Origin of the sequence: Pantoea sp. SS70, assembly GCF_029866845.1 — a bacterium.
Classification (GTDB): Bacteria; Pseudomonadota; Gammaproteobacteria; order Enterobacterales; family Enterobacteriaceae; genus Pantoea; species Pantoea leporis.
In genome coordinates this window covers 2,285,677-2,307,855 of record NZ_CP117199.1, presented here as the reverse complement: position 1 = coordinate 2,307,855, position 22,179 = coordinate 2,285,677, and the positions used below count along the sequence as shown (strand labels likewise).

Genomic DNA, 22,179 nt, shown 5'->3' with positions numbered 1-22,179 from the left:
TTTTGTTGCTGGCACCCGTTTGTTCCACGTGGTAATAATGCGTCCCCCATGCACCAGGAGTGAATTATGTTTACAGGTCTTCCAGCGTTATCCCATGAGCAACAGCAGCAAGCGGTTGAACGCATCCAGGAATTGATGGCGGGCGGTATGTCGAGCGGACAGGCGATTGCGCAGGTGGCGCAGGAGATTCGTCAAACCTATAAAGGTGAAGCCATTCGGGCGATGTTCGAAGACGACGAGGATGAAGAAGACGACAACGAATAACGCCCGAACGGATTTTACAGCGCGGCGATGATTTTAATTTCGACTTTATACTTCGGGTTCATCAAACCGGCCTGCACGGTGCAACGCACCGGCGCATTGCCTGGCGAAACCCACGCATCCCAGGCGCGATTCATCGCCGGAAAATCGCTTTTCTCCACCAGAAAAATGGTGGCGTCGAGGATCTTGCTCTTATCCGATCCCACGCGCGTCAGAATGGCGTCAATCACCGCCAACGCATTGGCGGTTTGCGCTTCCGCATCTTCATCCAGGTTTTCCGGTACGCTGGTGTAATAGACGGTTTGGTTATGCACCACGGCTTCGGACATACGGTGCTCTGGATCAATACGCGTAATGGTCATGCTGTTCTCCTTTAATTTTGCTGCGCTAGCCTGCCATATCCCAGGGGCGCATGTCATCTGTTGTGGTTGCCCGCCGGGAATCCTGACATAATTACAGTGGTTTTAATTTTTGATGTGAGGAAGTGTGGCAGACGATTTTGCAGCTGATGGCGCACTGGCGCAGGCAATTCCGGGCTTTAAACCGCGTGAAGCACAGCGCCAAATGGCCAAAGCGGTAACCGAGGCGGTGAAAACAGGCGGCGAGCTGGTAGTAGAAGCGGGCACCGGAACCGGTAAAACCTATGCCTATCTGGCGCCGGCATTGCGGGCAAAGAAAAAAGTCATTGTTTCCACCGGATCCAAAGCGTTGCAGGATCAGCTCTATAATCGCGATCTGCCTACCATCGCGCGTGCCCTTAAGTTCAGCGGCAAAACTGCGCTGCTTAAAGGACGCTCCAACTATTTATGCCTCGAACGTCTTGAGCAGCAGAATCAAACCGGCGGCGATCTCAGCGTTCAGGCGCTGGGCGATTTGATCAGCGTGCGCGGCTGGTCGTCAGAAACCACCGATGGCGACGTCAGCAACTGCAACGGCGTGGCCGAAGACAGCCCGATCTGGCCGTTTGTCACCAGCACCAACGATAACTGCCTCGGCAGCGATTGCCCGCTGTATAAAGATTGCTTCGTGGTCAAAGCGCGCAAAAAAGCCATGGACGCCGATGTGGTGGTGGTGAACCATCATCTGTTTCTTGCCGATCTGGTGGTGAAAGAGGGCGGCTTTGGCGAACTGATCCCGGAGGCCGATGTGATGATCTTCGATGAAGCGCATCAGCTCCCCGATATCGCCAGCCAGTATTTCGGTCAGCAGCTGTCGAGCCGTCAACTGCAGGACCTCGCCAAAGACATCATCATCGCCTATCGCACCGAAGTGCGGGATGTGCAGCAGCTGCAGAAATCTGCCGATCGTCTGGCGCAGTGCGCGCAGGATTTTCGTTTGACGCTCGGCGAACCGGGTTTTCGCGGCAACCTGCGCGATCTGCTGAGCGACAACAACATCATGCGCATGTTTACCTTGCTAGATGATGCGCTCGAACTCTGTTACGACGTGATCAAACTGTCGCTCGGCCGTTCCGCGCTGCTGGACGCCGCTTTTGAGCGCGCGGCGCTGTATCGCACCCGCCTGAAACGGCTGCGCGCCATTGATGAGCCCGGCTTCAGCTATTGGTATGAGTGCAACAGCCGCCATTTCACGCTGGCGCTGACGCCGCTGTCGGTGGCGGAACGCTTCCGTGAAGTGATGGATAACCGCAAAGCTGCGTGGATTTTCACGTCAGCCACGCTGGCGGTGAATGAGCAGATGAGCCATTTCTCCAGCCGCCTTGGCGTGGATAACGCTACTACGATGATCCTCGACAGCCCGTTCGATTACACCCAGCAAGCACTGCTGTGCGTGCCGCGCAACATGCCGGAACCCAATCATCCCGGCGGCGCGCGCCAGCTGGCGCGCATGATGAAGCCGCTGATTGATGCCAACAAAGGCCGCTGCTTCTTCCTCTGCACCTCGCACAAGATGATGCGCGAGTTAGCCATTGAGTTTCGTGCTTCCATGACGTTGCCGGTATTGCTGCAAGGTGAAACCAGTAAAGGACAGCTGCTAAAGCAGTTCCTGGAAGCCGGTAACGCACTGTTGGTCGCCACCAGCAGCTTCTGGGAAGGTGTTGACGTACGCGGCGATGCGCTGTCGCTGGTAATCATCGACAAGCTGCCATTTACCTCGCCGGAAGATCCGCTGCTCAAAGCCCGCATGGAAGATTGTCGCCTGCGCGGCGGCGATCCCTTCAATGATGTGCAACTGCCTGATGCGGTAATCACCCTGAAACAGGGCGTGGGGCGTTTAATTCGTGATACCGAAGATCGCGGCGTACTGGTGATTTGCGATCAGCGCCTGGTTTCTCGCCCCTACGGCGGCCTGTTCCTGAACAGTTTGCCACCCACGCCGCGCACCCGCGATATTGCGCGTGCCATCGAATTTGTCCGTCAGCCAGTGGATCACTAATTGTGCCAGGCTGTGATAAGATGCGCGCCATTTTGACTCTCTGAGGTTGTTATGTCCGCCCGAATTTTAGCCCTGGACACGGCGACAGAAGCCTGTTCTGCCGCGCTGCAAAATCTGCAGCAGATTGATGCCCGCTTTGAAATCGCCCCGCGCGATCACACCCAACGTATTCTGCCGCTGGTTCAGGAGCTGTTGCAGGCGCAGCAGCTGGAGCTGACCGCGCTTGACGTGCTGGCGTTTGGCCGTGGACCGGGCAGTTTTACCGGTGTGCGTATCGGCATTGGCATTGCTCAAGGGCTGGCGCTTGGCGCGAATCTGCCGATGATTGGCGTCTCCTCGTTAGCGACCATGGCGCAGGGCGCGTGGCGTTTGACCGGCGCGACGCGCGTGCTGGCCGCAATCGACGCGCGCATGGGCGAACTCTATTGGGCTGAATATCAGCGCGACGAAAACGGTGAATGGCAGGGCGCGGAAACCGAAGCGGTGATCAAACCCGACGTGGCGCAGCAACGTATTGCCGCATTAGGTGGCGAATGGACGGCTGTTGGCACCGGCTGGCAAGCCTATCCGCATCTGCTCACCTCGCCAGGCGCGCAGCTTATCGCCTCAGAGGTATTGTTACCCGCAGCAGAAGATATGCTGCCGCTGGCGCTCAGCGCCTGGCAGCGTGATGAAGCAGTTGCGGTGGAGAATGCCGAGCCGGTTTATCTGCGCAATGAAGTGGCATGGAAAAAGTTGCCGGGACGCTAGGCCGCGCGCAACTTATCTTCGCGTGCTCAGTCTAATCAGAGAAATAACAGGAGAAGTGCTATGCCAATAAGTCGTAAAGGGATGTCTGGCGCTCTGTTAGCCTGCGCAATGCTGCTCAGCGGCTGTGTTTCGGTGCCAGATTCAATTAAAGGAAGTTCTGAGCTTCCACAGCAAGATTTACTGCGCGTGATGAACGCGCCGCAACTGTTTGTCGGTCAGGAATCACGCTTCGGCGGGAAAGTGGTGAAGGTCACCAATCTTAACGGCTTAACGCGCGTGGAAATTGCGACCCAGCCGCTGGATGAGAGCGCGCGTCCGCGTTTAGGCTCAGCTTCGGTTGGCCGCATCTTTGCTGACATCCGCGGCTTTGTCGATCCGGTCGATTTGAATAACCAATACATCACGGTGCTGGGCAACATCAAAGGCACCGAGAAAGGCGATATCGGTAAGGCCAGCTACAACTTTGTGGTGATCGATGTGCGCGGCTATCAGCGCTGGCATCTGACGCAACAGGTGATGACGCCGCCGCAGCCGATTGATCCCTACATCTGGTATGGCCCAACGCGCCATCGTCCGGGATATTGGGGACCCAATCCGTATTGGGGTATGAACCTTGGCCAACCGGCGCAGGTACAAACTATCCTCACCGAATAAGCTATTAATGGTGTTATTTACGGCCCGGTCGCGGTGCGTGCGAACGGGCCTTTTTATTGGGCGCGCAACCGATGCGCGAAATTTAGTGATGCGCTTCGCAACCTGAAAATGCCGAAACAGGCAAACTGGTACAATCAGTTAAAATATTGTTAACAACATTGATTGTCGAGGCGGAGATGGCTACGCAACAGGATTATCGGGGTGATTCTTTGAATAAGGTTTGGCTCAAACGCTATCCGGCAGATGTCCCTGCGGAAATTAATGCGGATCGTTACGCTTCTCTGGTCGATCTTTTCGAGCACGCAACAGAGCAATACGCCGATCAGGTGGCTTTCATCAATATGGGCCAGCCGATGACCTATCGGCAGCTGGAAAAGCAAAGCCGCGCCTTTGCCGCCTGGCTGCAGCAAGGTTTGGGCTTAAAGCAGGGCGATCGCGTGGCGCTAATGATGCCCAATCTGCTGCAATATCCCGTCGCGCTGTTTGGCGTACTGCGCGCTGGCATGGTGGTGGTCAACGTCAATCCGCTCTATACGCCGCGTGAACTCAAGCATCAGCTCGTTGATAGCGGCGCCAGCGCCATAGTGATCGTCTCGAACTTTGCCCACACGCTGGAAAAAGTGGTGGCCGAAACGCCGATCAAACATGTGATGTTAACGCGTATGGGCGATCAGCTGGCGCCGGTGAAAGCCACGCTGGTGAACTTCGTCGTTAAATACGTGAAAAAGCTGGTGCCAAAATACCATCTGCCGGGCGCGGTCCCGTTCCGCAGCGCCTTGTCGCAGGGCGAACAGATGACCTATCAACGCCCAACCGTGACCAATGACGATCTCGCTTTCCTGCAATATACCGGCGGTACCACCGGCGTGGCCAAAGGCGCGATGCTGACGCACCGCAATATGCAGGCCAATCTGGAACAGACTAAAGCTACTTACGGCAAGCTGCTGCGTCCGGGCAAAGAGCAAGTGGTGACCGCGCTGCCGCTCTATCACATCTTCGCGCTGACGGTGAACGGGCTGTTGTTCCTTGACCTTGGCGGCACCAACCTGCTGATAACTAATCCGCGCGATATTCCCGGCTTTGTTAAAGAGCTCAGCAAGTTCCCATTTACCGCCATTACTGGCGTGAACACCTTGTTCAATGCGCTGCTGAATGATGCCAATTTCAATAAGCTCGATTTCTCCACGCTGCGCCTGTCAGCCGGCGGCGGCATGGCGGTGCAAAAAGCGGTCGCCGAGCGTTGGGAAAAACTCACCGGACACTATCTGCTGGAAGGTTACGGTCTGACCGAGTGTTCGCCGCTGGTGTCAGTGAATCCGTATGACATTACCTGTCATACCGGCAGCATCGGTTTGCCGGTGCCGTCCACCGATGTGCGCATCGTCGATGATGAAGACAAGGATGTGGCGCCAGGTGAACCGGGCGAGTTGTGTATTCGCGGACCGCAGGTGATGACCGGCTACTGGCAGCGCGCCGACGCTACCGATGAAGTGCTGAAAAATGGCTGGCTGCATACCGGTGATATTGTTACCGTTGATAGCGAAGGCTTTATTCGCATCGTCGATCGTAAGAAAGACATGATTCTGGTGTCAGGCTTTAACGTGTATCCTAACGAGATCGAAGATGTGCTGATGCAGCACGAGAAAGTGCGTGAAGCCGCGGCGATTGGCGTTCCCAGCGATCTGTCGGGCGAAGCGGTAAAAGTGTGCATCGTGAAGAAAGATCCGTCACTGACGAAAGAAGAAGTGCTGGATCATTGCCGTCGCCAGCTCACCGGCTACAAAGTGCCGAAGATTATCGAGTTTCGTGACGAGTTGCCGAAGACCAACGTCGGCAAAATATTACGTCGCGAATTGCGTGATGAGGCGAAGCGAGAAGGGCAGTAACGCGCCATTCTCCTCAGGTTAACGCCGGCACAGTCCGGCGTTTTTATTGCTTTTAACATGGAGCGCTGCGCGTAGTTTGCCGCAGCGAGAAAGACAACGTGAATTACACCCTGATCGACCAAAATGACCAACTGGCCGCCGTGTGCGAGAAAGCACGCCAGCACGCCGCCGTGGCGCTGGATACTGAATTCGTGCGCACCCGCACCTACTATCCGCAGCTCGGCCTGATTCAGCTGTTTGATGGCGACCAGCTGATCCTGATCGATCCGCTTAATATCAGTGACTGGACGCCGTTTGTGGCGCTGTTGCAGGACAAGCAGGTCACCAAATTCCTGCACGCCGGCGGCGAAGATCTGGAAGTGTTCCTGCATCGCTTTAAATGCCTGCCCGATCCCATGATTGATACGCAAATTCTGGCGGCATTTACCGGCCAGGCGTTGTCGTGGGGCTTTGCCTCGATGGTGATGCATTTCAACCAAATCGAGCTGGATAAAAGCGAATCGCGTACCGATTGGCTGGCGCGTCCGTTGACCGAACGTCAATGTGAATATGCCGCTGCCGATGTCGCCTATCTGCTGCCGATTGCCCATCAGCTGGTGGCGCAAACTGAAGAAGCTGGCAACATGGCGGCGGCGCTAAGCGAATGCAATATGCTGTGCCAGCGCCGCCTGGATGTGCTGCAACCGGAAGAAGCCTGGCGCGACATTACCAATGCGTGGCAACTGCGTCCGCGTCAGCTGGCGGCGTTGCAACGTCTGGCCGCGTGGCGTTTAAACCTCGCGCGTCAGAAAGATATGGCGGTGAACTTCGTGGTGCGCGAAGAGAATCTGTGGAAAGTGGCGCGCTTTATGCCGGGCAGCCTTGGCGAGCTGAATCATTTAGGGCTGAACGGCCATGAAATCCGCTTCCACGGTAAAGCTATGGTGGCGCTGGTGGCTGAAGCGCAGGCGCAGGATGAAGCGACCTTGCCGCAGCCGCTGCCCAATCTGATCGACCACCCACACTACAAGCAGGCGTTTAAAGCCATTAAAGCGCTGGTGCAACAGGTGAGTGAAGAGAGTGGTTTCAGCCAGGAACTGCTGGCATCACGTCGGCAGATTAATCAGGTGCTGAGTGTGCATTGGGGATTGAAAAACGCGTCGCGCACACCTGAGTTACAGACAGGCTGGCGGGGCGACTTACTGAAAGCGGGTATCAGCGAGATTCTGCAGGCACTTTAATGCGAGCATTTTCCCCTGCGCAACACCGCAGGGGAAAATCAGGAAACCGCTTTAATCATTTAGGAACGTCTTCCGGCTCCGGCAGTGTCACGTTGAGCTCGAGGATCGAGATATCATCCCCTTTCTGATCCAGCTGAACGGTCACCATATCCGGGTCAATTTTTACGTATTTACAGATCACTTCCAAAATATCGCGCTTCAGCTGCGGCAGATAGTGGGGCTCACTGTCGCCCCTTCTGCGTTCGGCTACGATAATCTGCAGCCTTTCCTTGGCTATATTGGCTGTGTTCTTCTTACGGGATAAAAAGAAATCAAGTAATGCCATTGGTTATCCCCCGAACAGGCGTTTAAGGAAACCCTTCTTCTCTTCTTCGATAAAGCGGAAGGGGCGTTCTTCGCCAAGCAGGCGATCTACGGTATCAGCATAGGCTTTACCGGCGTCAGCGTTTGCGTCGAGGATCACCGGCTCACCCTGGTTAGAGGCGCGCAGGACAGATTGATCTTCCGGGATGACGCCAACCAGGGGAATGCGCAGAATTTCCAGCACATCTTCCATGCTCAGCATATCGCCACGGGTTACGCGGCCAGGATTATAACGGGTCAGCAGCAGATGCTCTTTCACCGGATCCTGGCTGTTCTCTGCACGACGGGATTTCGAAGAGATGATGCCGAGAATACGGTCGGAGTCACGTACTGAAGAGACTTCCGGGTTGGTGGTGATGATGGCTTCATCGGCGAAGTACAATGCCATCAGCGCGCCGGTTTCGATACCTGCTGGTGAGTCACAGACGATAAAGTCGAACTCCATCGCCGCCAGATCGTTCAGCACTTTTTCAACGCCTTCACGCGTCAGTGCATCTTTATCGCGCGTCTGTGAAGCTGGCAGAATGTAGAGTTGCTCTGTGCGCTTGTCGCGAATCAGCGCTTGATTCAGCGTTGCATCGCCCTGAATGACGTTTACAAAGTCATATACCACGCGGCGTTCACAGCCCATGATCAAATCCAGGTTACGCAGACCGATATCGAAATCGATGACGACGGTTTTTTTGCCTTTCTGCGCTAACCCGGTAGCGATGGCCGCGCTTGACGTGGTCTTGCCAACGCCCCCTTTACCCGATGTAACTACAATAATGCGTGCCATAAATGTTGATTTCCTTAACGAAAGAAAAGGGGCTTAATTAAGTGTCTGAATGGTAAGCGCGCCCTCTATCAGGCTGAGGCGCGCCGCTTTACCAAAGAATTCCGCCGGGATTTGATCGATCATCCAATATTCCCCGGCAATAGAGACCAACTCTGCGGCGAGGTTGGTGCAAAAAATCTGGCTGTCGCGTTGTCCGCCGACGCCGGCTAACGCGCGACCGCGCATCATGCCGTAAATATGGATGTTACCGTCGGCGACCAGTTCGGCACCGGCGCTGACGCTGCTGGTGACGATGAGATCGGCATTGCGCGCATAAATTTGCTGGCCCGAACGCACCGGCGTATTAATGATGCGGGTTTTACTGGCGGCATCCGCCACCACCGCCGGAACAACTGGCGCGGCTTCAGCGACCGGCGCCGCGACTTGTTTGCGGCTCTCTTTACCTTCAGAGAGCACCGGCAAGCCCGCGCGGGCAATCATTTTTTTCAGGGCTTCATCTTTGCATCCGCTGACACCCACGATACGCAGACCGGTCGCCATCACCGCTTGTTGCATTTGTTTCCAGTTAATGTCGCCGGTTAACGCTGATACATTTAGCACCACCGGCGCATTCAGCAAAAAGGCCGGTGCCTGATCGATTTTGTCCTGTAGCGCCTGACGAATCACCTCGGGTTGCGAATGATGCAGATGAACGACTGACAGGGTAAAACTGCTTCCCTTGAATTCGATTGGCGTTTGCGACATCTGTGCTGACTCAGTCCTGTTTTACGACCCTTAAATGCTCGCCGATAAAATCGGCAATAACATCAAACGGTCAATATTCGAAGTTCTGCAAGCATGTTATAGTTACTGCTATATTCAGGCAAGTGACGCCATCGGTTAATTCGAGTAAAAAATATGTTTTGTGTGATCTACAGAAGCCCGCAACGTGAACAGACTTATCTGTATGTTGAAAAAAAAGACGATTTCTCACGGGTGCCGGAAGAACTGCTGCGTGGCTTCGGCAAACCCCAGCTGGCCATGGTGCTGTCACTGGATAAGCGTGACAAGCTAGCTAACGCGGATATCAATAAAGTTAAGCAAGGTTTAAGCGACCACGGTTTTTATTTGCAAATTCCACCGCCGGTTGAAAGTCTGCTCAACATTCATCTCGATCAGGGTAAAAAAGATTAATTCAGATTCCTCTGTAAATATATCCTGTAGAAATAATCAGTGCTATTTGCGTTAATTAACTGCCTGCTTTAACCTTTTATTGCGGGCAATTATCCCGGCGTTTAGCTGATTTTGTTGTATACGATTAATGACTTTTGACAATTTCCGCCACGCCTGCCGCCATAAACCCGCTAATATATTCCACCTCAGCGTGCCGCGTTCCGGCACTGAACCAGACTTCATCGCCAGATGCACTGGCGGCAAACACAACCAAAGCAGGGGAATAGCATGTATCAGCATCGTAACTGGCAGGGCGCTCTGTTGGATTATCCGGTCAGCAAAGTGGTTTGCGTCGGCAGCAACTATGCAAAGCACATAAAGGAAATGGGAAGTGCCACGCCAACCGAACCGGTAGTGTTTATCAAACCGGAAACCGCGGTGTGTGATCTGCGCCAGCCGCTGTCAATCCCGGCAAATTTTGGTGAAGTGCATCATGAGGTGGAGCTGGCGGTGCTGATTGGCTCGACGCTGAAGCAGGCGAGCGAAGAGCATGTGGCGAAGGCGATTGCCGGTTATGGCGTCGCGCTGGATTTGACCTTACGTGACGTGCAGGCCGGGTTGAAGAAAGCGGGCCAACCGTGGGAAAAATCCAAAGGTTTCGATAACTCGTGTCCGCTGTCAGGTTTTATTCCGGTTGCCGAGTTCAGCGGCGATCCCCAGAACACCGAACTGAAGCTGATGGTTAACGGCGAAGTGCGTCAGCACGGGACGACCGCCGATATGATCCACAAAATTCTGCCGCTGATTGCCTATATGAGCCAGTATTTCACACTGCGCGCGGGCGATGTGGTGCTGACCGGTACGCCTGAAGGCGTTGGCCCGATGCGTTCTGGCGACAAGCTGGAAGTATCGCTGGCGGGTCACGGTATTTCGACGCGCGTTCTGTAAAACTTGCATCACCGCACCTGAACCTTTATAAGGTGCGGTCTCTTTGCTAACCCGGACCGCCATCATGACTGAACAACCTTTCTGGCAGACTAAACGCCTTGACCAAATGAACGACGCAGAGTGGGAATCCCTGTGCGACGGCTGCGGCCAATGTTGCTTGAATAAGTTGCAGGATGCGGATACCGACGAAATCTACTTCACTAATGTGGCCTGCAATCAGCTGAATATCAAAACCTGCCAATGCCGTAATTACGAGCATCGTTTTGAGTTAGAAGAGAATTGCATCAAGTTGACGCGTGAAAACCTCACCAGTTTTGAATGGCTGCCGCGTACCTGCGCCTATCGCGTGTTAGGGGAAGGGAAAACCTTGCCGGCCTGGCATCCGCTGATCGCCGGTTCTAAAAAGGCGATGCATGCGCAGCGCATTTCAGTGCGTTTTATTGCGGTGCGTGAGAGTGAAGTGCGGGATTGGGAAGAGCATATAATCGATCGACCGGATCGCAACGGTTAAACATAAAACAGGCAGCCAGGGCTGCCTGTTTTTTTGTGTTTAACGTCCGAACAGATCGCGGCGTTTCGGTTTGAACGGTTGTGCAATCAACACCAGCAGCGCCACCAGCAGATAAGCGCCGAATATCACGATCATCCACTGCGGCATGCTCCAGGTCAGGAAAGTCCAGCCGCGCTCGGCGCAGTCACCGCTGGCCACAAACACCGAGGGCAACCATTTATCCAGTGGCAACCAGGCTGGGAAACGTGCGGCAAAGTCGCAGGTGACAAACGGATTGGGATGCAGCTGAATCATGGTGTGATCGTAAGAGAGACGAGTGCCTTCAATCGCGCTATAAATCCAGATGAGGATCGCCGCCCAGCGCAGCGGGGTTTTCGGTGCAATCGCACCCACGATGCCCGCGCCCATCACGCCAAACAGCGCGCAACGCTCATAAATACACATTACGCAGGGTTGCAGCCCCATGACATGCTGAAAATACAACGCCGTCAATTCAAACGCTAGCGCCGTTAGGGCCAGCAGAAGCCAGGCACCGCGTCCACGCGAGCATTGATTCAAATATCGCAACATATTGCTTTTCCTGTAACCGTTAATGTTTCGCAGTGTAAACCAAAAGCGCAACCGTGCCAGCCAGGTAAAGGGAAAAAATCATGTACAAAAATGACTTAAGTCGCGTTGAGGCCAAAAAAGATCCGGCCATGCGCTTCATCCGATAAGTGCAAGCCACGGACGCAGCGCAAACGTGTGCTTGCCAGCGTTGTTTCATCTGAATTCACGGCTGAATTTTGCGCCAGCGCGCGCTTTTAATCGGTTGGCAGGCTATTTCCGCTATAGCCGCTCTGGTATGATGAGTCGCATTACGATAAAGAAAGCAACGAGAAATAAATGCTATGGTGATTAAGGCGCAGAGCCCCGCGGGATTTGCGGAAGAGTATATCATTGAAAGTATCTGGAACAGTCGTTTTCCGCCGGGATCCATTCTACCTGCCGAACGTGAGCTTTCTGAACTGATTGGCGTGACCCGCACCACGTTGCGTGAAGTCTTGCAGCGTCTGGCGCGCGATGGCTGGTTGACCATTCAACATGGTAAACCGACGCGCGTTAACGATTTTTGGGAAACCTCCGGTTTAAACATCCTCGAAACCCTGGCCCGACTCGATCACGATAGCGTCCCCCAGTTGATTGATAATCTGCTGTCGGTGCGGACTAACATCTCTTCGATTTTTATCAGCCGTGCGCTGCGTCATCATCCAGAGAAAGCGCGCGAAGTGCTGGAAAATGCGCTGATCGAGGAAGACAAAGCCGAAGCCTATACCGAGCTGGATTATCGCGTGTTCCGCGGCCTGGCGTTTGCATCAGGTAACCCGATTTATGGTCTGATTTTGAATGGCCTGAAAGGGTTGTATACCCGCGTGGGTCGTCACTACTTCTCCAGTCTGGAAGCGCGTGAACTGGCGCGTAACTTCTATCGCCAGCTGGCTGACCTGTGCGTGGCTAATCCTTCGCAGGAGCAGATTGTCGATAGCGTGCGTGAATACGGACGCCGCAGCGGTGAGATTTGGCACAAGATGCAGAAAAGCATGCCGGACGATTTAGCCAGCAAGCGATAAAAGAAAAACCGGACTTCGACAGTCCGGTTTTTTTGCCTTACAACGTTGGGCCGCGCGTGGGCGAACGATCCAGCAACTCGACGCTGCCGTCTTCATTCTGCTGTTCCAGAATCACATCAAAGCCCCACAAACGGTGCACATGCTTCAACACTTCTTTGCGGCTTTTATCGAGCGGCGCACGCTGTTGCGGCACATAACGCAGCGTCAGTGAGCGATCGCCACGCAAATCCACGTTATAGACCTGAATGTTAGGTTCCAGATTGCTCAGATTGTACTGCGCCGACAGCTGCTGACGAATGGCGCGGTAACCCGCTTCATCATGGATCGCCGCAATTTCGAGGAAATTGTTGCGGTCATCATCCATCACCGTGAACAAGCGGAAATCACGCATCACTTTTGGTGACAAGAACTGGCTGATAAAGCTTTCGTCCTTGAATTCACGCATGGCGAAATGAAGGGTTTTCAGCCAATCGGAACCGGCAATGTCCGGGAACCAGTAGCGATCTTCTTCGGTCGGTGTCTGACAGATGCGTTTGATGTCCTGGAACATCGCGAAGCCCAGCGCATATGGGTTGATGCCGTTATACCACTGGCTGTTATACGGTGGCTGATACACCACGTTGGTATGGCTGTGCAGGAACTCCATCATAAAGCGTTCCGACACTTTGCCTTCGTCATACAGATGATTAAGGATGGTGTAGTGCCAGAAAGTGGCCCAGCCTTCGTTCATCACCTGCGTCTGTTTCTGCGGATAAAAATACTGGCTAACTTTGCGCACAATGCGCAGCACTTCACGTTGCCAGGATTCCAGCAGCGGCGCATTTTTTTCCATGAAATAGAGCAGGTTTTCCTGCGGTTCAGAAGGGTAGCGCGATGCCTCAACGTGCACCGACTCTTTCTCTTTACGCGGCAGGGTGCGCCACAGCGTATTCACCTGACTCTGCAAATACTCTTCGCGGCTCTGCTGGCGCGCCTTCTCTTCCTGCAGCGAAATTTTCTGCGGACGCTTATAGCGATCCACACCGTAGTTCATCAACGCATGGCAGGAATCGAGCAGCCGCTCAACTTCCTCCACGCCATAGCGCTCTTCGCAGTCGGTAATGTAATTTCGCGCAAACAGCAGGTAATCCACAATCGAACTGGCATCGGTCCAGCTGCGGAACAGATAGTTATTTTTAAAGAAAGAGTTGTGACCGTAACAGGCGTGCGCCATTACCAGCGCCTGCATGGTCATGGTGTTCTCTTCCATCAAATAGGCGATACACGGATTGGAGTTGATGACGATCTCATACGCCAGGCCTTGCTGACCATGCTTGTAGCGCTGTTCCGTTTCGATGAATTTCTTGCCGAACGACCAGTGCGCATAGTTGATCGGCATACCCACGCTGGAGTAGGCATCCATCATCTGCTCGGAGGTGATCACTTCAATTTGGTGCGGATAGGTTTCCAGTCCGTAACTTTTGGCTACGCGGTCAATTTCCGCCAGATAATCATCCAGCAGTTCGAAGGTCCAGTCGGGACCATCACTGAGTCGTTTACTGTTGCGGGTTGGCTCGTCAAAGATTGTCGTCATAGCGCACCTCTGTTTTGCAAGCGGCAGGAGTTACCTGTCACGATCGTTTAAGGCCTCATCCTGAGTAAAGATGGCCCAAAAAACTGAGCGAACACTTCAATGATAGTCCACTGTCGCCTATCCGAAACTGAATCTCAATCGAATTCTTTTGGCAGAAAATCATTCAAAAAGCGTTAGTTAAGCCGATACTGATGACAAGTGTTGGTTAGGTTTCATTTTGCAGAATAATGCTCTGTTTATAAGTGGATTGTATGACTGCGGCGCTTTCTCCTGAAAAAAGTCAAAACCGCTGCCCTCCGCATAATAAATTGCTAATTAAGGGATTTAAGGCATAAAAAATCCTGATTTTGCCGCTGTTGCATGATTTCAGTGTGCAGTCAGGTAAAAAACATGTGAAATAAGTCGGTCGAATGTAAGATTTCAATAGCGGTCGGGTTATGCTGTGTTGGGCTGGGTTAATAGTTAATTATTCTTTTGCTGCGACGAGGGGCTTATGCGCGTAGTGATTCTTGGTAGTGGTGTCGTTGGGGTAGCGAGCGCATGGTATCTGGCGCAGGCCGGACATGAGGTCACGGTTATCGATCGTCAACCTGCCGCCGCGCTGGAGACCAGCGCCGGTAATGCGGGACAGATTTCACCGGGCTATGCTGCGCCCTGGGCGGCGCCGGGCGTTCCGCTGAAAGCAGTCAAATGGATGTTCCAGCGTCACGCGCCGCTGGCAGTACGTCTTGATGGCAGCAAATTCCAGCTGGAATGGATGTGGAATATGCTGCGAAACTGCGACATGCAGCACTATCAAGAGAATAAGAGCCGCATGGTGCGCATCGCGGAGTACAGCCGCGACTGCCTGAAAACGTTGCGCGCCAGCACCGGCATTGCCTATGAAGGTCGGCAGGGCGGCACGCTGCAGCTGTTCCGCACGCAGCAACAGTTCGAAAGTGCCAGCAAAGATATCGCCGTGCTGCGTGATGCAGGCGTGCCCTATGAGTTGCTGGAAGCGCATCAGCTCAAAAATGTCGAACCTGCGCTGGCGGCCACGGCGCATAAACTCACCGGCGGTTTGCGTCTCCCTAACGACGAAACCGGCGACTGCCAACTGTTCACCCAACGTCTGGCTGCGATGGCAGCGGCGGCGGGCGTAACCTTCCGCTACAACACCTCGGTTGATCAGTTGTTGCGTGAGGGCAATCGCATTTATGGCGTGAAGTGTGGCGATGAAGTGATCAAAGCCGATGCTTACGTGGTGGCATTCGGTTCCTATTCAACCGCGCTGCTGAAAGACATTCTCGCCATCCCGGTTTACCCGTTGAAAGGCTATTCGCTGACAATTCCAATCAATAATGCCGATGCCGCACCGGTTTCCACCATCCTCGATGAAACTTACAAAGTGGCGGTGACGCGCTTTGACGATCGCATTCGCGTGGGCGGCATGGCAGAAATTGTTGGTTTTAACACCAAACTGTTGCCGGCACGACGCGAAACGCTGGAGATGGTGGTCCGCGATCTCTATCCTGAAGGCGGATTTGTCGAACAGGCCACGTTCTGGACCGGACTGCGTCCAATGACGCCAGACGGTACGCCGATTGTCGGGCGCACGCCGCTCTCCAATCTCTATCTCAATACCGGTCACGGTACGCTGGGATGGACGATGGCTTGTGGTTCCGGTCAGCTTCTGGCTGATTTAATTTCCGGTCAGAAACCGGCGATTGCCGCAGATGATTTGTCAGTGCTGCGCTACCTGCCAGGTTTTGAGCCACATTCTTCGCCACTGCGTAACGCCAGCGCGGCGCGCTGAGACCTCAGGGAGAGTAAAAGCATGTCACGTCCAACCGGTGCCACCATCAATCAACAGGCACTGCGTCATAATCTGGCCGTTGTTCGCCGGGCGGCCCCGCAATCACGCGTCTGGTCGGTGGTAAAAGCCAATGCGTATGGTCACGGTGTGGCTCGCGTGTGGCAAAGCCTGGCAGAAACCGATGGTTTCGCGCTGCTGAATATGGAAGAGGCGATCCTGCTGCGTGAGCAGGGTTGGAAAAAACCGATCCTGCTGCTGGAAGGTTTCTTTCATGCCGAGGATTTAGCGCTCATCGATCGTTACCGCCTCACCACCAGCGTGCACAGCAATTGGCAGATTCAGGCGCTGGCAAAAGCGCAGCTGTCGGCACCGGTGGATGTGTACCTCAAAATCAACAGCGGCATGAACCGGCTTGGTTTCCGTCCTGAGCAGGCTCATGCGGCGTGGCAAAAACTGCGCGCTCTGCCGAACGTCGGTGCAATGACGTTGATGGCGCACTTCGCTGATGCAGAGAATCCGCAAGGAGTCGTTGAGCCGATGAAGCGCGTCGAACTGGCGGCGGAAGGGCTCGATTGTCCACGTTCTCTGTCTAACTCTGCGGCTACGCTGTGGCATCCAGAAACCCATTTTGACTGGGTGCGTCCCGGCATTATTCTCTATGGCGCGTCACCGAGCGGCGACTGGCAGGATATCGCCAGCACCGGATTGCAGCCGGTGATGACGCTCACCAGTGAAATCATTGGCGTGCAACAGCTGAATGCCGGTGATGGCGTGGGTTACGGTTATCGCTATCACGCCAGCGGCGCCCAGCGTATCGGCATCGTCGCCTGTGGTTACGCCGATGGCTATCCACGTCATGCGCCCACCGGCACGCCAGTCAGCGTGGATGGCATACGCACGCAAACGCTGGGCGCCATCTCCATGGACATGATGATGATCGATTTAGAACCTTGCCCGCAGGCCGGCATCGGTTCAAAGGTGGAGCTGTGGGGCAATCAGGTGAAGATCGATGAGGTGGCAAAAGCCGCCGGAACGGTGGGCTACGAGCTGATGTGCGCGCTCGCGCCACGCGTTCCAGTTGAGGTTATTTAAGCGCGGTCACGCGACCGTGCATTTTCTTACTGCAGCGCCAGGCGGTCAGTGCCAGCGCTGCACCCAGCAGCATCATCAATGCCAGTGACGACTTCTCCGCAACGGGCAATGCTACGATTGCCATGCTGCCGCCCGCACCACACGCCATCTGAATAAATCCCTGCAGTGCTGAGGCCACGCCCGCTTGCTGCTGATACGGCTCTAGCGCGTAGCTGGTGGCGGGACCGACCGTGAACGCCAGGCCGGCAACGGAAACCGCCACGGGAATCATGTACAGCGCCCAATGGTTTTGCCACGCCGCCGGTAACAGCGTGGTGCCCATCATCAGAAGAATTGCGCCGATCAACATGGTGGCGAAACCCATCGCCAGGCAGAAAGGACGTCCCGCTTTGCGAATGGTTTTGTTTACGAACGCGCTAACCAGCATGATCCAAAACCCGTTGGCGCCAAAGGCGAAAGAGAATTGCAACGGCGTCAGGCCGCCTTCGGTCATTAGCACGTGTGGCGCCAGCGACACATAGGTCAGCACCATGCCCAGCGCGCCGGCATTGGCAAAGGCAAAGGCGAGAAAGCGCGGTTCACGGGCGATGGCAGCATACTGCGCCAGCGGTAAACCTTTAACACGTAAGGTGTCCGCCGGGCGCGTTTCGGGCAGCCACAGCAGGACGATCAAGCCGATCACCACCGCATAGCCGCACAGGAACCAGAACGGCATCCGCCAGCCGTAGGCTTCGGCGAGGATCCCACCCAGCAGTGGCGCCAGCGCGGGAACGATATTCAGCGCACCATTGAGAAAGCCGTAAGCGCGTGCGGCATCCTCGCCACTGAGACGGTCACGCACGCCGCTGAAGGCCACCACCGCCGTGCAGCACACCGCGCAACCCTGAATGATGCGGGCGAGGAAGAACACCGGCCACAGCGTGCTCGTAGCGGCAATCGCGCTGCCAATGATGTAAAGCGCAAGACCAATTAACGCGAGCGGCTTACGACCAAAATTATCCACCAGCGGACCGGTAATCAATTGGCCAATGCCCATCACCAATAAAAACAGAGGAATCGTGATTTGGATGAGGCTCACCGGGCTGTTAAGACCTTCGGCGATTTGCGGCAATGTCGGGAGGTAAAGATCAATGCCAAGCGGCGCCAGCAGCACCAGGCTAAGAAGTATTAAGGTGAATTTTTGCATTACGAACCGGACGACCTGTTAAACAATCCGGAAGGGTAATGACTCTTAGGGGAAAAAGAAAGGGATAATAAAAGCGATGCCTGCCGAAGTGCACAGACATCGCCTCGAGGGTATTAGTAAGCGCCGTCGCGACGAACCACTACGCCAGCGGTTTTGAACAGAATCGCAATGTCAGTCCATAACGCCCAGTTTTTCACGTACCAGGAATCGAAGTAGACGCGCGTATCGTAGTCGATGTCGTTACGTCCGCTGACCTGCCACAAGCCGGTCATGCCCGGTTTCGCCATCAGGTAGTAATCCACATCACCGGCATAACGCTCCAGCTCTGCTTCAATCACCGGACGCGGACCGACCAGACTCATTTCGCCACGAATCACATTCCACAACTGTGGCAGCTCATCAAGGCTGGTTTTGCGCAGGAAGTTACCAATTTTGGTCACACGCGGATCGTTTTTCAGTTTGAAATCACGGTCCCATTCGGCACGCGCTTCCTCGCTGGTCGCCAGCAAATTTTGCAGCACTTCCTGCGAGTTGGTCACCATTGAGCGGAACTTCAGGCACTTAAACTTCACGCCATCTTGCCCAACGCGTTCATGACCATAAATCGCATTGCCGCCGTCACGTTTCACCATCGCACACAGCAGTCCAAATACCGGTCCGAGGAACAGCAGCAGCATGGATGCCACCACGATATCGAAGGTGCGTTTCAGGAAGCGCGAAGAGCGTTTCGCCAGGTTGTTGCTGACGCGCAAAATCATCACTTCATGGCTGAAGATGAATGACATATCGGTGCCATACAGCGGCACGCCGCGCAACGTTGGGATCACGGAGATTGAACGGCACTTCATTTTGGACAGGAACTTCAGCCATTTATCGCGCACCACTTGCTGCTCAAATTCGGTGGCGACGATAAATTGGGTGTTGTCACGGTCCATGGTTTGCCAGTTGATGTCTTTCCAGGTGATCACCGGAACGCCATTAACCTTCTCATGCTGTTGGTCATCATCCAGCGAGATAAACGCCTGCACGTTATAACCGAGGATCTCCTCGCTCTGCAGCGCCGCATAAGCTTCCATGGCATTTTTACCGGAACCAATGATGATGGTTTCCTTCTGCCACTGACCTGCGCGGTTGATGGCGCGTTTTACCACGGCACGCATCAGCGGCAGCAGCAGCAGAGCGTAAGTCCAGCTAAATACCCAAACCATGCGCGAGAAGTCCCATTTTGAAAAGGCAATCAACGCCAGATCAAGCAGAGAGAAGACGAACAGGGTTTTAATCACTTCTTTCAGTTCAAACCAAAACGGCTTGCGATAAGTGTAGTGACGCATACGCACCCAGAACCAGGCGGTGCAAAGAATAGAAAGGCTAAATTGGGCAATAAACCGGTATTCAATCTGCTGGGGCGGAATAAAGGTATCCAGTTCGCCCCAAATACCTTGAACGGTGGCGGCAGATAAAAATAATGCCAGATTTAATGCAATTAAATCCGAGAAACTAAGTGCGACTTTTGCGATGAGGTTTTTGCGCAGTCCGCTCCACGAGCGGGTTGCATCATTCATTATCAAAGTACTTGCCATAAAACCTGCTCTCTTTTCTTAAGTAAAAGATGGCCTGACCAGAATCAAGTACGCGCTCAGGAGTGGTCCGCTGAAAAATGGAAAGAAGTATTCTTTCAGCGAGATATAAGTCAGTGCTGCCATAAGCGCTGCAAGGAAAGGACCGTTTGAGACGTGATGCACGTCACGAAAAGCTGCAGCAACGTTTAAGAGTATGCAGGAGTTATTTGACAGTGTTAATATGGAAATAGTCTGAAAAGGAAATAAATGACTAAAGAAATAATTGGCTATTTAATTGAAATGTATGGTTAAAAGTTAATTAATCGCGAATATTACGCTTCATTTTAAGACAGCTTTTCGGAATGACCGCCATTCACATCAATGGCGGCGCTAGCCAATCAGGCGGGTTTTTTTAATACCCACAGGTCCTGCTGCTTATCATAGTGTCCGATTTGCAGATCGACAGCCTCTTCATCAATCCATGCCGGTACACTGGTATCCACATCCCAGCCGTCGAGTTGGTCACTCAGGCCGGGATTGGTATGGCAGGGAATACTGACAGTGTCGCCATTGTCACTATTGAACTCTGCATCAACGATTTCATATTGACCAATCTTCACCACGCGTCCCATTACATTCTCCCGTATTTGCTGGGTTGAATAGTGAGCATAGTCGTTCACACGCAGTTTACGAGCGATAAAACCTCGGATTAATCTTTGTCTTCACTGACGCGCACGCCGACCTTCACAATCTGGTTATCTTCTTTTTCTGCCACCGTCCAGGTTAACTGCTTCCATTCCACCTGATCGCCAACCACCGGCGTGCTGCCGAGCAAACTCATTACCAGCTGTCCAAGCGACTGCTGATCGTTGGTCTGTTCATCTAACTCCAGGCCGTAAATTTGCGCCACGTCGCGCAGGCGCGCTTCGGCATCCAGAATAAAGTCGCCGAAGAAGCGTTGATCCAGCGATACCGGCGGCGATTGGCTGAACATTTTACCCAAGGCGGGGAGATCGCGTTCACGGCCAATCACACACAGCACATCGCCTTCTTTCAGGCGCGTATTGCCGTTGGGATGCATTAACGCGTTATCGCGGAACAGGGCGGCGATGCGGGTTTCGCGCGGCATCTGCAAATCACGCAGCGCTGCGCCGACGCACCATTTGTCGGCGCTCAGCTGATAAATAAATTGTTCCCACGGATTCTCCGGATGGATATCCAGCCCAACCCGGCTAATCGGCGAGGCGGTTGGTGGCACCACCACTTTGGCGCGTTTGGCGGCATAGCCCAGCGAGGTACCTTGCAGCATCAACGACACCAACACTACAAAGAAAGCGATGTTGAAGTAGAGCTTGGCGTTCTCCAGTCCGGCCATCATCGGAAATACGGCGAGGATGATCGGCACTGCGCCACGTAAGCCCACCCAACTGATGAAGATACGTTCGCGTCCGGTGAAGCCTTTGAACGGTAACAGACCAACCAGAATCGACAGCGGGCGCGCTACCAGAATCAACCACAGCGACAGAATCATCGCCGGCACCGCGATGTGCCACAAATCGGAGGGTGTCACCAGCAAGCCCAGCACAATGAACATGCCGATTTGGCTCAGCCATGCCATACCATCAAAAGTTTGCAAAATACCGTGGCGGTTGCGAATCGGGCTGTTGCCCAGCAGGAAGCCGCAAAGATAAACCGCCAGAATGCCGCTGCCTTCCATCACGGTGGTGAGCGCAAACACGATGATGCCGCCACTCACCGCCAGCAGCGGATATAAACCCTGCGCCAGATTGATACGGTTAATCAACTGCTGCAGCGCCCAGCCGCCGCCCAGGCCTAATACGATGCCAAGACCAAACTGCTGCACCAGATGCACCACAAACATCCAGCTCAGGCCGGACTGGCCTTGCTGAATCATGTCGATCAGCGTGATGGTGAGAAACACCGCCATCGGATCGTTGCTGCCGGATTCAATTTCCAGCGTAGAGCTGACACGTTCGTTGAGGCCTTTATCACCCAGCAGCGAAAATACGGCGGCGGCATCGGTAGAACCGATAATCGCGCCAATCAGAAAGCCCTGCATCAGATCGAGCTTAAACAGCCAGGCAGCGGCAACGCCGGTTAACCCTGCGGTGATCATCACGCCAACCGTCGCCAGCGATAATGCCGGGCCGAGCGCCACCTTTAGCGAAGACGCTTTGGTGCGCATCCCGCCATCAAGCAAGATGATGGCTAGAGCGAGGTTGGAGACCAGATAGGCGACGGGATAGTTATCAAACGCGATGCCACCGATACCATCAATCCCGGCCAACATGCCGAGAGCGAGGAAGATCACCAGAATCGGAATGCCAAGGCGTGATGAAAAGGAACTGAGCAAAATACTTGCTGCTACCAGCACGGACCCAATAATGAACAAACTGTAAATCATGCTGGTATTCAACGGCGTT

Annotated in this window: 22 protein-coding genes; 12 read left to right on the top strand and 10 right to left on the bottom strand. The window is 54.1% G+C overall.

Going from position 1 to position 22,179, the window contains the following annotated elements; genetic code table 11:
- Positions 1 to 66: 66 nt before the first annotated feature.
- Positions 67 to 264 (top strand): YoaH family protein, encoded by a 198-nt coding sequence (locus PO881_RS10715; RefSeq protein WP_008110398.1) that lies wholly within the window; start codon positions 67 to 69, stop codon positions 262 to 264.
- 14 nt (positions 265 to 278) lie between these two features.
- Here PO881_RS10715 and PO881_RS10710 read toward each other — a convergent pair whose 3' ends face one another.
- Positions 279 to 623 carry a RidA family protein gene (locus PO881_RS10710; RefSeq protein WP_061718729.1) on the bottom strand — a complete coding sequence of 115 codons (345 nt, stop codon included), beginning with the start codon at positions 621 to 623 and terminating at the stop codon, positions 279 to 281.
- A gap of 124 nt (positions 624 to 747) precedes the next feature.
- On the opposite strand from PO881_RS10710, the gene PO881_RS10705 reads away from it, so the two are divergent.
- The 5 genes from PO881_RS10705 (at position 748) to rnd (ending at position 7,168) form a co-directional block, all read left to right on the top strand.
- Positions 748 to 2,658, top strand: a complete 1,911-nt coding sequence (locus PO881_RS10705) for an ATP-dependent DNA helicase (RefSeq protein WP_176970030.1) — start codon at positions 748 to 750, stop codon at positions 2,656 to 2,658.
- Positions 2,659 to 2,709: 51 nt separating this feature from the next.
- Positions 2,710 to 3,408, top strand: a complete 699-nt coding sequence (tsaB, locus tag PO881_RS10700; RefSeq protein WP_101764196.1) for a tRNA (adenosine(37)-N6)-threonylcarbamoyltransferase complex dimerization subunit type 1 TsaB — start codon at positions 2,710 to 2,712, stop codon at positions 3,406 to 3,408.
- A 60-nt stretch (positions 3,409 to 3,468) separates the two neighbouring features.
- Positions 3,469 to 4,062, top strand: a complete 594-nt coding sequence (locus PO881_RS10695; RefSeq protein ID WP_280171753.1) for a Slp family lipoprotein — start codon at positions 3,469 to 3,471, stop codon at positions 4,060 to 4,062.
- Between the two features lie 209 nt (positions 4,063 to 4,271).
- Positions 4,272 to 5,948 (top strand): long-chain-fatty-acid--CoA ligase FadD, encoded by a 1,677-nt coding sequence (gene fadD / locus PO881_RS10690; protein WP_146001316.1) that lies wholly within the window; start codon positions 4,272 to 4,274, stop codon positions 5,946 to 5,948.
- 98 nt (positions 5,949 to 6,046) lie between these two features.
- A complete protein-coding gene (gene rnd, locus PO881_RS10685; protein ID WP_280171752.1) occupies positions 6,047 to 7,168 on the top strand; it encodes a ribonuclease D in 1,122 nt (373 codons plus the stop codon).
- A gap of 55 nt (positions 7,169 to 7,223) precedes the next feature.
- Here the strand turns inward: rnd and minE are convergent, their stop codons facing one another.
- From minE to minC, 3 genes are read right to left on the bottom strand one after another with little or no spacing between them, the layout of a single operon-like run.
- The gene (minE, locus tag PO881_RS10680; protein ID WP_007889661.1) at positions 7,224 to 7,493 is read right to left on the bottom strand and encodes a cell division topological specificity factor MinE; all 270 of its coding nucleotides are present in this window, start codon (positions 7,491 to 7,493) and stop codon (positions 7,224 to 7,226) included.
- 3 nt (positions 7,494 to 7,496) lie between these two features.
- A complete protein-coding gene (gene minD / locus PO881_RS10675; protein ID WP_007889662.1) occupies positions 7,497 to 8,309 on the bottom strand; it encodes a septum site-determining protein MinD in 813 nt (270 codons plus the stop codon).
- Positions 8,310 to 8,342: 33 nt separating this feature from the next.
- A complete protein-coding gene (gene minC, locus PO881_RS10670; protein ID WP_110866281.1) occupies positions 8,343 to 9,053 on the bottom strand; it encodes a septum site-determining protein MinC in 711 nt (236 codons plus the stop codon).
- 153 nt (positions 9,054 to 9,206) lie between these two features.
- Here minC and PO881_RS10665 point away from each other — a divergent pair, with 153 nt between their 5' ends.
- The 3 genes from PO881_RS10665 to PO881_RS10655 all read left to right on the top strand — a co-directional run bounded on the left by PO881_RS10665 (position 9,207) and on the right by PO881_RS10655 (position 10,920).
- Positions 9,207 to 9,482, top strand: a complete 276-nt coding sequence (locus tag PO881_RS10665; protein WP_110866280.1) for a YcgL domain-containing protein — start codon at positions 9,207 to 9,209, stop codon at positions 9,480 to 9,482.
- Between the two features lie 267 nt (positions 9,483 to 9,749).
- Positions 9,750 to 10,409 carry a fumarylacetoacetate hydrolase family protein gene (locus tag PO881_RS10660; RefSeq protein ID WP_101764202.1) on the top strand — a complete coding sequence of 220 codons (660 nt, stop codon included), beginning with the start codon at positions 9,750 to 9,752 and terminating at the stop codon, positions 10,407 to 10,409.
- Between the two features lie 64 nt (positions 10,410 to 10,473).
- Positions 10,474 to 10,920: a YcgN family cysteine cluster protein gene (locus PO881_RS10655; protein WP_008110381.1), complete on the top strand. Its 447-nt coding sequence runs from the start codon at positions 10,474 to 10,476 to the stop codon at positions 10,918 to 10,920.
- Positions 10,921 to 10,959: 39 nt separating this feature from the next.
- Here the strand turns inward: PO881_RS10655 and dsbB are convergent, their stop codons facing one another.
- Positions 10,960 to 11,490, bottom strand: a complete 531-nt coding sequence (gene dsbB / locus PO881_RS10650) for a disulfide bond formation protein DsbB (protein WP_101764203.1) — start codon at positions 11,488 to 11,490, stop codon at positions 10,960 to 10,962.
- 320 nt (positions 11,491 to 11,810) lie between these two features.
- Between dsbB and fadR the strand changes: the two genes are divergently transcribed.
- A complete protein-coding gene (gene fadR, locus PO881_RS10645; protein WP_008110376.1) occupies positions 11,811 to 12,530 on the top strand; it encodes a fatty acid metabolism transcriptional regulator FadR in 720 nt (239 codons plus the stop codon).
- 37 nt (positions 12,531 to 12,567) lie between these two features.
- Here fadR and PO881_RS10640 read toward each other — a convergent pair whose 3' ends face one another.
- Positions 12,568 to 14,103, bottom strand: coding sequence for a SpoVR family protein (locus PO881_RS10640; protein ID WP_101764205.1), 1,536 nt, complete (start codon positions 14,101 to 14,103; stop codon positions 12,568 to 12,570).
- A 493-nt stretch (positions 14,104 to 14,596) separates the two neighbouring features.
- On the opposite strand from PO881_RS10640, the gene PO881_RS10635 reads away from it, so the two are divergent.
- On the top strand, positions 14,597 to 15,898 hold the full coding sequence (locus PO881_RS10635) for a D-amino acid dehydrogenase (protein WP_280171751.1): 1,302 nt from the start codon (positions 14,597 to 14,599) through the stop codon (positions 15,896 to 15,898).
- Positions 15,899 to 15,919: 21 nt separating this feature from the next.
- The gene (gene dadX / locus PO881_RS10630) at positions 15,920 to 16,990 is read left to right on the top strand and encodes a catabolic alanine racemase DadX (protein ID WP_280171750.1); all 1,071 of its coding nucleotides are present in this window, start codon (positions 15,920 to 15,922) and stop codon (positions 16,988 to 16,990) included.
- On the opposite strand, the gene PO881_RS10625 is transcribed toward dadX, so the two are convergent.
- From PO881_RS10625 to PO881_RS10610, 4 genes are all read right to left on the bottom strand, one after another.
- Complete coding sequence (locus PO881_RS10625; protein ID WP_101764208.1) at positions 16,983 to 18,176, bottom strand: multidrug effflux MFS transporter; 1,194 nt, start codon at positions 18,174 to 18,176, stop codon at positions 16,983 to 16,985. The genes dadX and PO881_RS10625 overlap by 8 nt on opposite strands.
- Positions 18,177 to 18,289: 113 nt before the next feature.
- A complete protein-coding gene (wbaP, locus tag PO881_RS10620) occupies positions 18,290 to 19,756 on the bottom strand; it encodes an undecaprenyl-phosphate galactose phosphotransferase WbaP (protein ID WP_008110368.1) in 1,467 nt (488 codons plus the stop codon).
- Positions 19,757 to 20,133: 377 nt separating this feature from the next.
- Entirely contained in the window at positions 20,134 to 20,367 is a 234-nt protein-coding gene (locus PO881_RS10615; RefSeq protein ID WP_110866277.1) for a DUF1480 family protein, read from the bottom strand.
- Between the two features lie 77 nt (positions 20,368 to 20,444).
- Positions 20,445 to 22,172 (bottom strand): potassium/proton antiporter, encoded by a 1,728-nt coding sequence (locus tag PO881_RS10610; protein ID WP_101764211.1) that lies wholly within the window; start codon positions 22,170 to 22,172, stop codon positions 20,445 to 20,447.
- Positions 22,173 to 22,179: the final 7 nt, after the last annotated feature.